The organism is Streptomyces sp. NPDC058291 (assembly GCF_042880855.1).
GTDB lineage: Bacteria > Actinomycetota > Actinomycetes > Streptomycetales > Streptomycetaceae > Streptomyces.
This window is the reverse complement of the sequence record NZ_JBHVYK010000029.1, coordinates 20,329-34,055: the sequence shown is the minus strand read 5'-3', so window position 1 is coordinate 34,055 and position 13,727 is coordinate 20,329. Positions and strand designations below refer to the sequence as shown.

Sequence of the window (13,727 nt, the reverse complement as noted above, 5' to 3'; positions counted from 1 at the left end):
GGGTGGCGTTTACTGACCCGCGCGTCCTTCGGCGTCGGGCCCGTCAGGGGGCGCGGGGCGGGAAGGCGCGGGCGTCCACGCGCGCACGCGGGCGCGTGAGGGGGGAGAGCTGTGCTGCGGAGCTCGGAGCGAAGGGCAGTGACCGGCGGCGGCGAGGATCAGCGGGTGGCGCGGCTGCGGACCGCGGTGTCCCGGCTGCGCCGCGAACTCGCCGCGCACCCGGCCGAGTTCCCCGACCGGGTGGTCGCCGAGGACGAACTCGCCGCACTGGCCGCGATGACGGCCCACGGCGTCCCGGAGGTCCTCCGGTTACGGCGCTCGCTGCTGGTGATCGCGGGCGCCATCGGCTCGATGAGCGCACTGCGCCGAGGCCTGGTGGACGTCCGCGCGGCGGTGGACCTGTTCGGAGAGCCGCCTCGGCGCTGAGGGCGGGCCGTGGGGCGACGGTCGAAGGCCGATCGAGGGCCGATCGAGGGCCGGTCGAGGGCGGATCGAGTGCCAGGGGGCCCGATGGCCGGCGGACGGTCCGCTACGGGGTCTGTGCTCCCGAGCCCGGGTTGGCCAGGGCCTGGGACAGTTCCACCGCCACCTGCTGCAGCACCGGCACGATCCTCTCCGTCGCCGACTCCGTGACCCGGCCCGCCGGACCGGAGATGGAGACGGCCGCGGCGGTGGGGGAGTCGGGCACCGACACCGCCAGGCAGCGGACGCCGATCTCCTGCTCGTTGTCGTCGATCGCGTACCCGGCCTGGCGCACCTCCGCGAGCGCGGCGAGGAAGCCGTCGGGGGTGGTGATGGTCTTGTCCGTCGCCGCGGGCATGCCGGTGCGGGCGAGCAGTGCGCGCACCTCGTGGTCCGGGAAGCCCGCGAGGAGGGCCTTGCCGACGCCGGTGGAGTGCGGCAGGACGCGGCGGCCGACCTCGGTGAACATCCGCATCGAGTGCTTGGACGGCACCTGCGCCACGTACACGATCTCGTCCCCGTCGAGCAGCGCCATGTTCGCCGTCTCGCTGGTCTCCTCGACCAGGCGCGCCAGGTAGGGGCGGGCCCAGGTGCCCAGCAGCCGGGCCGCCGACTCGCCGAGCCGGATCAGCCGGGGGCCGAGCGCGTAGCGGCGGTTGGGCTGCTGGCGGACGTATCCGCAGACCACCAGGGTGCGCATCAGGCGGTGGATGGTGGGCAGCGGAAGCCCGCTGCTCGCGGACAACTCGCTCAGGCCGACCTCGCCGCCCGCGTCCGCCATCCGTTCCAGCAGGTCGAAGGCGCGCTCGAGGGACTGGACCCCTCCGCCGGCGGACCTGGCGGAGTCGGTGGTGCTGGCGCTGGACGTCGGCACGGCGCGTTCCTTTCGAAACTGGCGGGAAGGGCTGAAGCCTACCCGTGGGTCGGTCGACTCCTCGCTGGTGCGGGGCTGCTTTCTGTCTGTCGGAATGCTAATTCCGCTTCATGAAAACGTCTACGGTGGCGGCGTCGGGCGCCCTGGAGGCAGTGTGCCCTTGACGGCGCGGGGGCGGGAGTGAAGACTCCTTCAACAGAACGTTGAATTCCATCGTGGGGAGTCGACGGCGGCAGAGAGGGGCCCGGGTGTCCGAGATCGAACTGGTGCTGCGCTCGACGCGCGTCGTCACCGTCGAGGGGACCCGCCCCGCCGCGGTCGCGGTCGCCGGGGGCACGATCCTGGCCGTCCTGCCCCACCACGCGCCGGTCCCCGAGGGCGCCCGGCTGGAGGACCTCGGCGACGACGTCCTGCTGCCCGGCCTGGTCGATACTCATGTCCACGTCAACGACCCGGGCCGCACGCACTGGGAAGGCTTCTGGACCGCCACCCGCGCGGCGGCGGCCGGGGGCATCACCACCCTGGTCGACATGCCCCTCAACTCGCTCCCGCCGACCACGACGGTCGACCACCTCCGCGTCAAGCAGCGGGTCGCCGCCGACAAGGCGCACATCGACGTCGGCTTCTGGGGCGGCGCGCTGCCCGACAACGTCAAGGACCTTCGCCCGCTGCACGACAGCGGCGTCTTCGGCTTCAAGGCGTTCCTCTCGCCCTCGGGCGTGGAGGAGTTCCCGCACCTCGACCAGGACGGGCTCGCCCGCTCCCTCGCCGAGATCGCCGGATTCGACGGCCTGCTGATCGTGCACGCCGAGGACCCGCACCACCTGGCCGCCGCCCCGCAGCAGGCCGGTCCCCGCTACGCGGACTTCCTGGCCAGCCGCCCGCGCCACGCCGAGGACACCGCGATCGCCCAGCTCATCGACCAGGCCCGGCGGCTGAACGCGCGCGTCCACGTGCTGCACCTGTCCTCCGCCGACGCGCTGCCGCTGATCGCCGCCGCCAAGGCCGACGGCGTCCGCGTCACCGTCGAGACCTGCCCGCACTACCTCACCCTCACGGCCGAGGAGGTGCCGGACGGCGCCAGCGAGTTCAAGTGCTGCCCGCCCATCCGCGAGGCGGCCAACCAGGACCTGCTCTGGCAGGCCCTCGCCGACGGCACGATCGACTGCGTGGTCACCGACCACTCCCCGTCGACGGCCGACCTCAAGACGGCCGACTTCGCCACGGCGTGGGGCGGCATCTCGGGCCTCCAGCTCAGCCTCGCGGCCGTCTGGACCGAGGCGCGCAGGCGCGGTCACCCTCTGGAGGACGTCGTGCGCTGGATGTCGGCGCACACCGCCGCCCTGGCCGGCCTCTCCCGCAAGGGCGCCATCGAGGCGGGCCGCGACGCCGACTTCGCCGTCCTCGCCCCCGACGAGTCCTTCACCGTCGACCCGGCCGCCCTGCAGCACCGCAACCCGGTCACGGCGTACGCCGGCCGGACCCTGTACGGCGTCGTCAAGTCCACCTGGCTGCGCGGCGAACGCATCGTCGCCGACGGCGAGTTCACCGCACCGAAGGGCCGTCTCCTCACCCGCACCCCCTGACGTCGCGCACCGCGACGCCCCCACCGGTACCCGCCCCGGCCGACCTCCGAAAGGCAGACCTGATCACCGTGACGGCGATACAGAGCTTCACCGGCGACGCGAACCCCTACGGCGGCGGCGACCCGTACGCGGACTACCGCACCGCCGACTTCCCCTTCACCCGGCACACCGACCTCGCCGACCGGCGGCTCGGCGCCGCGGTCGTGGCCGCCAACGACGAGTTCTTCGCCCAGCGGGAGAACCTGCTGCTGCCCGGACCCGCCGCGTTCGACCCGGAGCACTTCGGACACAAGGGCAAGATCATGGACGGCTGGGAGACGCGCCGCAGGCGCGGTGTCGACGCCGACCACCCGTGGCCCGCCCCCGAGGACCACGACTGGGCGCTCGTCCGCCTCGGCGCGCCCGGAGTGATCCGCGGCATCGTCGTCGACACGGCCCACTTCCGCGGCAACTACCCGCAGGCGGTGTCGATCGAGGGCGCACGGGTGCCCGGCTCCCCGTCCCCGCAGGACCTCCTCGGCGACGACGTGAAGTGGACGACCCTGGTCGCGCGCACGCCCGTCGGCGGTCACGCGGCGAACGGGTTCCCGGTGACGGTGGAGCAGTGCTTCACCCACCTGCGGGTCAACCAGCACCCCGACGGGGGCATCGCCCGGCTGCGCGTGCACGGCGAGATCGTCCCCGACCCCGAGTGGCTGGCGGTCCTCGGCGCCTTCGACGTCGTCGCCCTGGAGAACGGCGGCCGGGTCGAGGACGCGTCGAACCTCTTCTACTCGCCGGCGTCCCACACCATCCAGCCGGGCCGCTCCCACAAGATGGACGACGGCTGGGAGACCCGTCGCCGCCGCGACCAGGGCAACGACTGGATCCGCTACCGGCTGACGGCCCAGGCCCGGATCCGCGCGCTGGAGATCGACACGGCGTACCTGAAGGGCAACAGCGCCGGCTGGGCGTCGGTGTCGGTCCGGGACGGCGAGGACGGCGCGTGGACGCAGATCCTGCCGCGCACCCGCCTGCAGCCCGACACCAATCACCGCTTCGTCCTGCCGGCCCCCGCCGTCGGCACCCACGCGCGCCTGGACATCTACCCCGACGGCGGCGTCTCGCGGCTGCGCCTGTTCGGCTCCCTCACCGAGGCGGGCACGGCGGCCCTGACCGCCCGCCACCAGGAGCTGGGCCACTGAACCGGCCGCCACCACCGTGACCGCCCGTCCGGCGGACCACGCCCCGGGCCCGCGCCCGCGCCCCGGGCCCGCGCACCGGGCCCGCGCCCGCGCACCGGGCCCGGGGTCGCGCGGCGGCGGCCGTTCGGCCCTCAGGCCGCGTGGCCGCCGTCGACGGCGAACTCGGCCCCGGTGACATAGGCGGCGTCCGCCAGGTGGGCGACCGTGGCCGCCACCTCCTCGGGCGTGCCGAAGCGGCCCAGCGCGGTCATCGACGCCTGGCCGGCCGCGTGGGGGCCGTCCGCCGGATTCATGTCCGTGTCGGTCGGGCCGGGGTGGACCAGGTTCGCGGTGATGCCGCGCGGCCCCAGCTCCCTGGCGAGTGCCTTGGTCAGCCCCACCAGGGCCGCCTTGCTCATCGCGTACAGGACGCCGCCGGGCCCGGGCACCCGCTGGGTCATGCAGGTGCCGATGGTGATGATCCTGCCGCCCCGGGTCATCCGCCCGGCGGCCGCCTGCGAGGCCAGGAACACCCCGCGCACGTTCACGGCCAGCACCCGGTCGACGTCGGCCAGGGCGAGCCGCTCCAGCGGGCCCAGGACGCCGACGCCCGCGTTGTTCACCAGCACGTCGAGGCCGCCCAGCGCCAGCGCCGCGCGCTCCACCGCCCCCGCCGCCTCCACGGGGTCCGCCGCGTCCGCGCGCAGCGCGTGCGCCCGGCGTCCCAGAGCCCGCACGGCCCGCACGACGTCCTCGGCCGCCTCCGCGCCGTTCACGTAGGTCACCGCCACGTCCGCGCCCTCCCGGGCGAGCCGCAGGGCCGTCGCCGCCCCGATGCCGCGGCTGCCGCCGGTCACCAGGGCCGCCCTGCCGCGCAACGGGCCGTGGACCGTCGTCGCGGAGCCGTCGGCCTTCAGGGTTTCGTCCTGTGTCATGGGCGCGTCCTTCGTCATGGGTCCGTCCTGCGTCGTCGATGCGTCGGTCATGGGTCCATCCCAGCGCCCGGGGGCCCGGAGCACCGGCGGCGAACGGACGTCGCGCTCACGCAGCACGCGGCCGGCACGAGCGGAACTCTTTCCTCCGCCTCCCGCGTTCTTCCGGTGTGACCCTTCAGCAAGAGATCGTCGGCAACGCCATGCAGATGGCCGTCGTCAGCCTCCGGGCCGGTCAGACGGTGTACTGCGAGGCCGGGAAGTTCCTGTTCAAGACGGTGAACGTGACCATGGAGACCCGCCTGGGCGGCCCCTCGGGCGGCGGCGGTCAGCGGCCGCAGGGCGGCGGCGCCCCGAGCGGCGGCATGGGCGGCATGCTGCGCCAGGCGATGGGCACGGCCATGCAGGTCGGTCAGCGCGCCCTGGCCGGCGAGTCGCTGGCGTTCCAGTACTTCACCGCCCAGGGCGGCGAGGGCACCGTCGGCTTCGCGGGCGTGCTCCCCGGCGAGATGCGGGCGCTGGAGCTCGACGGCACGCGCGCGTGGTTCGCCGAGAAGGACGCCTTCGTGGCCGCCGAGTCCACCGTCGACTTCGGCATCGCCTTCCAGGGCGGCCGCACCGGCATGAAGGGCGGCGAGGGCTTCGTCCTGGAGAAGTTCACCGGCCACGGCACGGTGATCATCGCCGGCGCCGGCAACTTCATCGATCTGGACCCGGCCGACTTCGGCGGCCGCATCGAGGTCGACACCGGCTGCGTGGTCGCCTTCGAGGAGGGCATCCGCTACGGCGTCCAGCGCGTCGGCGGCCTCAACCGCCAGGGGATCATGAACGCGGTGTTCGGCGGCGAGGGCCTGTCGCTGGCGACCCTGGAGGGCAGCGGCCGCGTCATCCTGCAGTCCCTCACCATCGAGAGCCTCGCCAACGCGCTGAGGAAGGCGCAGGGCGGCGACAAGCAGGGGCCGACGGGCGGGCTGTTCTCCACCGACGCGGGGTGACCCGACGAGGCGCGGCCGCCGGCGCCGCCCGTGGCGAGGTCATCGCGGACGACGCCGGCGCCGCCCTCAGCCGCGCGTCACGTCCCTGACGAACACGATCCCGTCGTGCGCCGCCAGGTGGGCCGGATCGAGAGGGGCGTAGCCGAACCAGGACGAGACGCGGGCGGCGGGCCGCGGGTCGGCGAGCGAGGCGGCCAGCCGGGACGCGTCGAACAGACAGCGGTCCCGCGGGAGCGCGTACAGGAGGCCTTCGACGGTGTCCGGGGGCGGCGCCTCCACGCCTCGGTGCCGGAGCGTGCCCACAGCGGTCGCCAGGACGGCGTACTCCTCACCCAGCCGGGCGCTCACCAGCGCGCCGGCGCTCCACCACTCCACCGGCCCCTGCCACATCCGCATCGAGCTCTTCCAGCGCTGCAGGTGGGCGTTGTGGGCGTGGACGAGGACCGGGCCCCGGGCGGCGAGGGCCAGCAGGTTGTCGGCCATCATCGCGTCGCGCAGCGCGCACAGCCGGGTCATCCTGGCCGCGGACCCGTCGGCCATCGCGTGGTGATAGCGCAGCAGGCCGGTCGCGGTGCGCCCGTACAGGCGCGCCCGCTCCCAGTCGTCCCGCGAGGTCGCCGCGATCAGCTGTGGCGTCCGCGCGTCGAGCAGCGCCGCCAACTCGTCGGCGATCAGGCGCAGCCGGCCGGCCTCGGCCGACCGTCCCGTGGACCGGGACGGGTCCGTCATCGCGGCGGGGTCGGTCCAGCGGTCGTCGGGGCCGAGCAGGCGGTCGAGCGTCTGTGCGGTGCAGGGCAGCAGGTCCGTGTCCACCAGGGCCGCCAGGCGACCGTGCAGCGCGGTGAGGGCCTGTCGGGGGCTCGCGGCGTGGGTGATCTCCAGCGGGCCGTCGAACCCGGCGAAGCGCAGCTGCTCGGACGTGGGCCGGCCGTCGTTGAACTCCCGCATCCAGCGGACCAGTTCACGGTTGGCCGCGGAGGCGCCCAGCCCGAGGTCGGGGTGGCTGAACCCGTGCTCCATGACCTCGTCGAGCGGGCCCGTGCCCGAGGTGACCCAGTCGTCCACGACGAGACCCTTCAGACAGTCGCTCTCGATCGCGATGGTCCGATAGCCCTCCTCCTCGACGAGCCGGCAAAAGACGTCGTTGCGCACGCCGAGCAGCGTCTCCTCGCCATGGGTCGGCTCACCCAGGGCGAGCAGCCGCGGCCGCGCCGGGAGCAGTCCCATGACGGCGGCGGGATGCAGGGGCCGGGCGATGTCCTCGATGTCGGTGACCATGTGTCGCCACGCTATCGTTGAAGACTCGGTGGAAACTTTCACGCGATATCGGCAGGTCGATGAGGTCAGAGCTTCAAACCCGGGTGCGGCTCAGGCCGATCGACCTGGCGCGCGGGCACGGTCTGTCCACCCAGGCCGTCAGGAACTACGAGGACGCCGGCATCCTCCCGGCCGCGGATCGCACGCCCCACGGCTATCGCGCCTACACCCCGCTGCACGCGGGGGCGCTGCGCGCGTTCCTGGCCCTCGTCCCCGGCCACGGCCACCGCACGGCCGCGGCGATCATGCGAGCGGTCAACGAGGGCGCCGTGGACGAGGCGTTGCACCTCGTGGACGAGAGCCACGTCCGGCTCCGTGACGACCGGCGGACCCTGGAGGCGGTGGAGCGGGCCCTGCGCGACCCGGACGCGGCCGCCGGGCCCGGGGCCGACGCCCGGTCGGGGCCGGCCGGCAGGTTCATCGGGCGGCTGGCGGCGGAGCTGGGGGTCCGGGCGGCGACCCTGCGCGCCTGGGAGCGCGCGGGGCTGGTGCGACCGCACCGCGACGCACGGACCGGCTACCGGGTCTACGACGAGGCCGACGTCCGGGACGCCCGGCTGGCCCATCAGCTCAGGCGGGGCGGCTACCTGCTGGAGCAGATCGCCCCGCTGATCGCCCGGGTCCGGGAGGCCGACGGGACCGAGCCGCTGGAGGCCGCCCTGCTCGACTGGCGGGCCCGCGTGTCCGCCCTCGGCCGGGCGATGCTGTCCGGGGCGGCCGAACTGGAGGCGTACCTGCGTGAGCGCGACCGAGACCGCGGACGGGAAGCGGGGACCGCGGCCGAGCGCGGATGAGCCGCGCGCGCCGCCCGGCGGAGACGAGGGGCGCGAATCAGCGACTCCCGCCCGCTGTGGGGGCGCGGGGGCGCGGCGGCGCGGTGGCCTCCGGGTCCGGTCGTGCGGCGGTGCGGGGGCGCGGGAGCGCGACGGCCTCCGGGTCCGGTCGGCGGTGCGGGGGCCGGTGGTCGTCCCGGGCCGGAGGTCGGCCGCGTTGCGACTTCGGTCGATCGTCGTGGTCCTTCGGTAGGCGATCGCGTCCACGGGGAGGTGACGCGATCGTGCCCTGCGTAGATTTGTCGACCATGAGGGCAGACGACGAGGCGGACCGTCGTGCCCGGCCGGCCGGGGCGGGCGCTCACCCCGCCGTCGACGTCGCCGGGATCTGCGCGAGAGCGACCGCTCTGCGTTCTCGCCGGGACACCTCGCACGCCTCCGCGATCCGCAGGGCGTGCAGGGCCTCGCGGCCGTCGCAGGGATTGGGGCGCGTGCCCCTGACGACGTCCACGAAGGCGTTCAGCTCCGCCTCGTACGCGGGTCCGAAACGCTCCAGGAACCCGGACCAGGGCTTGTCCGCGGCCGGCGGGCCGGTGGGCTCGGTGGACGCGATCGGCGTGCGGTCGTCCAGGCCCACGACGATCTGGTCGAGCTCCCCGGCCAGCTCCATGCGGACGTCGTAGCCCGCGCCGTTCAGCCGGGTCGCCGTCGCCGTGGCGAGCGCGCCGTCGTCGAGGGTGAGGAGCACGGCCGCCGTGTCGACGTCGCCCGCCTCGCGGAACATCGCGGGCCCGGCGTCGGACCCGGCGGCGTACACGTCGACCACCTCGCGCCCGGTCACCCAGCGCAGGCAGTCGAAGTCGTGGATGAGCGCGTCCCGGTAGATCCCGCCGGACACCGGCAGCCAGGCGGCCGGGGGCGCCGACTCGTCGGACGTCAGCGCCCGGATCGTGTGCAGCCGTCCGAGCCGGCCCGAGCGCACCGCCTCCCGGGCGCCGGTGTACCCCGCGTCGAAGCGACGCTGGAACCCCATCTGAAGGATCGTTCCGGCGGCCTCGACCTCGGCGATCGCCTGTACGGTCCCCGCCAGGTCGAGGGCGATCGGCTTCTCGCAGAAGACCGGCAGGCCCGAGCGTGCTGCCCGACCGATCAGTTCGGCGTGGGCCGAGGTCGCCGTCGTGATCACCACGGCGTCCACGCCCCAGCGGAAGATCTCGTCCACTCCGGGCGCGGCCGTCTCGCCCAGCCGCAGTGCGAGCTCCTGGGCCCGCGCGTGGTCCGCGTCCGTCAGGATGAGGGATCCGACCTCACGGTGACGGCTGAGTGTGTTCGCATGAATGGTGCCGATGCGGCCCGTCCCGATGACCCCGATGCGCATGAGACAAAAGTGAGGCGCGGGGCGCGCGCTGTCAATGCGTATGTCCGGACAACCGAACTACACGACTTCCCGTCAACCGGTCGCGGAGCTACGCTCGGGCCGTGCCGAAACCAGAAGTGAACCCGACCGTGCGGCTGGAACTGCGTGTGGACCGAACCTCTCCGGTGCCGTTGTACTTCCAGCTCGCGCAGCAGCTGGAGGCCGCGATCGAGCACGGATCGCTCACTCCCGGCAGTCTGCTGGGCAACGAGATCGAGCTGGCGGCACGGCTCGGGCTGTCCCGGCCGACCGTCCGCCAGGCGATCCAGTCGCTCGTCGACAAGGGCCTGCTGGTGCGCCGCCGGGGCGTCGGCACGCAGGTCGTGCACAGCCAGGTCAAACGGCCGCTGGAGCTGAGCAGCCTCTACGACGACCTGGAGGCGGCCGGGCAACGGCCCGCGACGACGGTCCTGGTCAACACCGTGGTGCAGGCGTCCGCCGAGATCGCGGCGGCGCTCGCGGTGGCCGAGGGCAGCGACGTCCACCGGGTGGAGCGGCTGCGGCTGGCGCACGGCGAGCCGATGGCCTATCTGTGCAACCACCTGCCGTCCGGGTTGCTCGACCTGGACACCGACCAGCTGCAGACGACCGGGTTGTACCGCCTGATGCGGGCCGCCGGGATCACCCTGCACAGCGCCCGGCAGTCGATCGGCGCGCGCGCCGCCACCACCGCCGAGGCCGAGCGGCTCGCCGAGGACGAGGGCGCCCCGTTGCTGACCATGCAGCGCACGACCTTCGACGACACGGGCCGCGCGGTCGAGTTCGGCGACCACATCTACCGCCCGACCCGCTACTCCTTCGAGTTCCAGCTGCTCGTGCGCCCCTGAGGCCGCGTACGGCTGCCGGGGCCTCGACCTCTGAGGCGGGCCGCGTACGGCTGTCGGGGCCTCGACCTCTGAGGCGGGCCGCGTACGGCTGCCGGGGCCTCGACCTCTGAGGCGGGCCGCGTACGGCTGACGGGGACCTCGACCCCTGAGCGCACGGCCCCGCACGCCACCGCACGCCTCCGCACGCCCCCGCACATCTCTTCGACCCGCCCTCATGGTCGTATTGTCCTGACAATGTGACCGGATGTCCGGACAAGGTGAGGGATGGGCGCTCCCCGGCCGCGGGGTGCGTGATCCACGTGTTCGATACTGGGGCGTTTGCGTCCGGTGAGCGGTCACCGGACGTGCGCGGACGACGGAACACGGCAAGACGGCAAGAAGGGCACGGCCTCGTGGCACGATTTCGGACCCGGGCAGGGATCGCGTTGGCGGGGGCACTCGTCGTGTCCCTGACCGGATGCAGCGCGACGGGCGGCAAGCGCGCGGAGGACGCCCGAGAGGCGGCGGCCGCCCAGGGCGGGGCGGTGGTGAACACCCCCCGCTGGACGTTCGCGATGATCACGCACTCCGGGGACGGCGACACGTTCTGGGACATCGTGCAGAGCGGCGCCGAGCAGGCGGCCCGCAAGGACAACATCGACTTCCTCTACTCCCACGACGACGAGGGGCAGCAGCAGGCCCAGCTCGTCGACGCGGCGGTCGACAAGAAGGTCGACGCCCTCATCGTCACGCTGGCCAAGCCCGCCGCGATGAAGGCCGCGCTCGCCCGCGCCGCGAAGGCCGGCATCCCGGTGATCACGGTGAACTCGGGCTCGGCCGAGTCCAAGGCGTTCGGCGCGCTCGCCCACATCGGCCAGGACGAGACGATCGCCGGCCGGGCCGTCGGCGAGGAGCTGAACGAGCGGGGCCGCAAGAAGGCGCTCTGCGTCCTGCACGAGCAGGGCAACGTCGGCCACGAACAGCGCTGCGCGGGCGTCGCGAAGACGTTCGCCGGACGCGTCGAGAACCTCTACGCCAACGGCGCCGACATGCCCGACGTGCAGTCCGCGATCGAGGCCAAGCTCCAGGCCGACCCTTCGATCGACGCGGTCGTCACCCTGGGCGCGCCGTACGCCGACGCCGCCGTGCAGGCCGGGCGGGGTGCGGGCAGCAAGGCGGAGATCGACACCTTCGACCTCGACGCCAAGGTCGCCGCGGGACTGCAGAAGGGCGACCTCGGCTTCGCCGTCGACCAGCAGCCGTACCTCCAGGGCTACCAGGCGGTGGACCTGCTGTGGCTGTACAAGTACAACAGCGACGTCCTCGGCGGCGGCGAGCCGGTGCTGACCGGCCCGCAGATCGTCACCAAGGACCAGGCGGCGGCGCTGGCGGCGTACACCGAGCGGGGCACCCGATGAGCGCGCTCTCCGGCTCCACGGTTGATGAAAGGTTTCTTCAGGTCTCGCCGCTGCGCAGACTGGCGACTCGCCCGGAACTGGGCTCCGTCGTGGGCGCGATCGCGGTCTTCGTCTTCTTCGCCCTGGCCGCCGACGGCTTCCTGCGCGCCGGCAGCCTCGGCACCGTCGCCTACGCGTCCTCGACCATCGGCATCATGGCCGTCCCGGTCGCGCTGCTGATGATCGGCGGCGAGTTCGACCTCTCGGCCGGCGTCCTGGTCACGTCCTCGGCGCTGGTCTCGTCGATGTTCAGCTACCAGGCGACGGCGAACGTCTGGGTGGGCGTCGGGGTGTCCCTGCTCGTCACCCTCGCCGTCGGCGCCTTCAACGGCCTCGTGCTCACCCGCACGAAGCTCCCCAGCTTCATCGTCACCCTGGGCACCTTCCTGATGCTCACCGGCATGAACCTCGGCCTCACCAAACTCGTCGACGGCACGGTGTCGACGAAGACCGTCGCCGACATGGAGGGCTTCCCCTCCGCGCACGACGTGTTCGCCTCGACCCTGACGATCGGCGGGCTCGACCTCAAGATCACCGTCCTGTGGTGGCTCGCCCTGGTCGCGCTCGCCTCCTGGATCCTGCTGCGCACCCGCGCCGGCAACTGGATCTTCGCGGTGGGCGGCGACAAGGACGCGGCCCGCGCGGTCGGCGTCCCCGTCACCAGGACGACCGTCGGTCTCTACATGGGCGTCGCCCTCGGCGCCTGGATCTCGGGCCAGCACCTGCTCTTCTCCTACGACGTCGTCCAGTCCGGCGAGGGCGTCGGCAACGAGCTGATCTACATCATCGCGGCCGTCATCGGCGGCTGCCTGATCACCGGCGGCTACGGCAGTGCCGTCGGCTCGGCGGTCGGCGCGCTCATCTTCGGCATGACGAGCAAGGGCATCGTCTACGCCGAGTGGAACCCGGACTGGTTCAAGTTCTTCCTGGGAGCGATGCTGCTCCTCGCGACCCTGCTCAACGCCTGGGTCCGCAAGCGCGCGGAGGCCACGAAGTGACGCTCGTCGAGCTGACCGACGTCAGCAAGCGATACGGCGCCGCCCGGGCCCTCGAAGGGGTCTCCCTGGAGGTCCACGCGGGCGCGGTCACCTGCGTGCTCGGCGACAACGGCGCGGGCAAGTCGACCCTGATCAAGATCATCGCCGGGCTGCACCAGCATGACGACGGCGTCCTGCGCCTCGACGGCGAGGAGACGAGACTGTCGTCCCCGCGCGAGGCCCTCGACCGGGGCATCGCCACCGTCCACCAGAACCTGGCGGTCGTCCCGCTGATGCCGGTGTGGCGCAACTTCTTCCTGGGCTCGGAACCCAGGAAGGGTGCCGGCCCCTTCAAACGCCTCGACGTCGACCTCATGCGCCGCACCACCCGCGCGGAACTCCTGCGCATGGGCATCGACCTGCGCGACGTCGACCAGCCCATCGGCACCCTCTCGGGCGGCGAACGCCAGTGTGTGGCGATCGCGCGGGCGGTGTACTTCGGCGCGAAGGTCCTCGTCCTGGACGAACCCACGGCGGCCCTCGGCGTCAAGCAGTCCGGCATGGTCCTGAAGTACGTGGCGGCGGCCCGGGACCAGGGCCTCGGCGTCGTGCTGATCACCCACAACCCCCACCACGCCCATCTGGTGGGGGACACCTTCGTGCTCCTGAAGAGGGGCAGGATGACCGGGACCCGCACGCGGGACTCCATCACCCTGGACGAACTGACGCGGGAGATGGCGGGCGCCGACGAGCTCGACGACCTGCGCCACGAGCTGGAGCGCACCGAATAGGCCGCTTTCCCCTGCCGGCGCCGGTCCGCGATCAGGCCCCGGCAGACGGCAGCGGCGCCGGCGTGGGCCGGGCCCGGTGGACGGCGGCGGCGTCGGCGTGGGCCGGGCACTCGCGACGGGGGCGGCGCGCGCGTGGGCTTCGTCGCCCGGGCGCCGCCCCGCTCGGCACCCGGCACC

Annotated in this window: 13 protein-coding genes; 9 read left to right on the top strand and 4 right to left on the bottom strand. The window is 73.4% G+C overall.

The features are described from left to right. The first annotated feature begins 111 nt into the window (after positions 1 to 111). Positions 112 to 426 (top strand): DUF5955 family protein, encoded by a 315-nt coding sequence (locus ACFVYK_RS17155; protein WP_389774291.1) that lies wholly within the window; start codon positions 112 to 114, stop codon positions 424 to 426. A gap of 103 nt (positions 427 to 529) precedes the next feature. Here ACFVYK_RS17155 and ACFVYK_RS17150 read toward each other — a convergent pair whose 3' ends face one another. Beyond that, complete coding sequence (locus ACFVYK_RS17150; protein WP_389774288.1) at positions 530 to 1,336, bottom strand: IclR family transcriptional regulator; 807 nt, start codon at positions 1,334 to 1,336, stop codon at positions 530 to 532. A gap of 248 nt (positions 1,337 to 1,584) precedes the next feature. Here ACFVYK_RS17150 and allB point away from each other — a divergent pair, with 248 nt between their 5' ends. Next, on the top strand, positions 1,585 to 2,922 hold the full coding sequence (gene allB, locus ACFVYK_RS17145; protein WP_389774286.1) for an allantoinase AllB: 1,338 nt from the start codon (positions 1,585 to 1,587) through the stop codon (positions 2,920 to 2,922). 68 nt (positions 2,923 to 2,990) lie between these two features. Then, the gene (alc, locus tag ACFVYK_RS17140) at positions 2,991 to 4,106 is read left to right on the top strand and encodes an allantoicase (protein WP_389774283.1); all 1,116 of its coding nucleotides are present in this window, start codon (positions 2,991 to 2,993) and stop codon (positions 4,104 to 4,106) included. A gap of 131 nt (positions 4,107 to 4,237) precedes the next feature. On the opposite strand, the gene ACFVYK_RS17135 is transcribed toward alc, so the two are convergent. After that, entirely contained in the window at positions 4,238 to 5,020 is a 783-nt protein-coding gene (locus tag ACFVYK_RS17135; RefSeq protein WP_389774281.1) for a 3-oxoacyl-ACP reductase family protein, read from the bottom strand. Between the two features lie 167 nt (positions 5,021 to 5,187). On the opposite strand from ACFVYK_RS17135, the gene ACFVYK_RS17130 reads away from it, so the two are divergent. Next, positions 5,188 to 6,012 (top strand): AIM24 family protein, encoded by an 825-nt coding sequence (locus tag ACFVYK_RS17130; RefSeq protein ID WP_389774279.1) that lies wholly within the window; start codon positions 5,188 to 5,190, stop codon positions 6,010 to 6,012. A 66-nt stretch (positions 6,013 to 6,078) separates the two neighbouring features. On the opposite strand, the gene ACFVYK_RS17125 is transcribed toward ACFVYK_RS17130, so the two are convergent. After that, entirely contained in the window at positions 6,079 to 7,290 is a 1,212-nt protein-coding gene (locus ACFVYK_RS17125; RefSeq protein WP_389774277.1) for an erythromycin esterase family protein, read from the bottom strand. Between the two features lie 59 nt (positions 7,291 to 7,349). On the opposite strand from ACFVYK_RS17125, the gene ACFVYK_RS17120 reads away from it, so the two are divergent. Beyond that, on the top strand, positions 7,350 to 8,123 hold the full coding sequence (locus ACFVYK_RS17120) for a MerR family transcriptional regulator (protein WP_389774274.1): 774 nt from the start codon (positions 7,350 to 7,352) through the stop codon (positions 8,121 to 8,123). Positions 8,124 to 8,463: 340 nt separating this feature from the next. On the opposite strand, the gene ACFVYK_RS17115 is transcribed toward ACFVYK_RS17120, so the two are convergent. Beyond that, positions 8,464 to 9,480 (bottom strand): Gfo/Idh/MocA family oxidoreductase, encoded by a 1,017-nt coding sequence (locus tag ACFVYK_RS17115; protein WP_389774272.1) that lies wholly within the window; start codon positions 9,478 to 9,480, stop codon positions 8,464 to 8,466. A gap of 128 nt (positions 9,481 to 9,608) precedes the next feature. Here ACFVYK_RS17115 and ACFVYK_RS17110 point away from each other — a divergent pair, with 128 nt between their 5' ends. From ACFVYK_RS17110 to ACFVYK_RS17095, 4 genes are all read left to right on the top strand, one after another. Next, on the top strand, positions 9,609 to 10,346 hold the full coding sequence (locus ACFVYK_RS17110) for a GntR family transcriptional regulator (RefSeq protein ID WP_389774403.1): 738 nt from the start codon (positions 9,609 to 9,611) through the stop codon (positions 10,344 to 10,346). Positions 10,347 to 10,738: 392 nt separating this feature from the next. Continuing rightward, complete coding sequence (locus tag ACFVYK_RS17105) at positions 10,739 to 11,743, top strand: sugar ABC transporter substrate-binding protein (protein WP_389774270.1); 1,005 nt, start codon at positions 10,739 to 10,741, stop codon at positions 11,741 to 11,743. Next, positions 11,740 to 12,780, top strand: a complete 1,041-nt coding sequence (locus tag ACFVYK_RS17100) for an ABC transporter permease (RefSeq protein WP_389774268.1) — start codon at positions 11,740 to 11,742, stop codon at positions 12,778 to 12,780. Before ACFVYK_RS17105 ends, ACFVYK_RS17100 begins: the two co-directional genes overlap by 4 nt. After that, entirely contained in the window at positions 12,777 to 13,550 is a 774-nt protein-coding gene (locus ACFVYK_RS17095; protein WP_389774266.1) for an ATP-binding cassette domain-containing protein, read from the top strand. Before ACFVYK_RS17100 ends, ACFVYK_RS17095 begins: the two co-directional genes overlap by 4 nt. Positions 13,551 to 13,727: the final 177 nt, after the last annotated feature.

Coding starts and splice junctions, on each gene's coding strand:
- ACFVYK_RS17135 (WP_389774281.1), bottom strand. CDS start 5,020: ATGACACAGGACGAAACCCTGAAGGCCGACGGCTCCGCGACGACGGTC.
- ACFVYK_RS17125 (WP_389774277.1), bottom strand. CDS start 7,290: ATGGTCACCGACATCGAGGACATCGCCCGGCCCCTGCATCCCGCCGCC.
- ACFVYK_RS17120 (WP_389774274.1), top strand. CDS start 7,350: ATGAGGTCAGAGCTTCAAACCCGGGTGCGGCTCAGGCCGATCGACCTG.
- ACFVYK_RS17115 (WP_389774272.1), bottom strand. CDS start 9,480: ATGCGCATCGGGGTCATCGGGACGGGCCGCATCGGCACCATTCATGCG.
- ACFVYK_RS17100 (WP_389774268.1), top strand. CDS start 11,740: ATGAGCGCGCTCTCCGGCTCCACGGTTGATGAAAGGTTTCTTCAGGTC.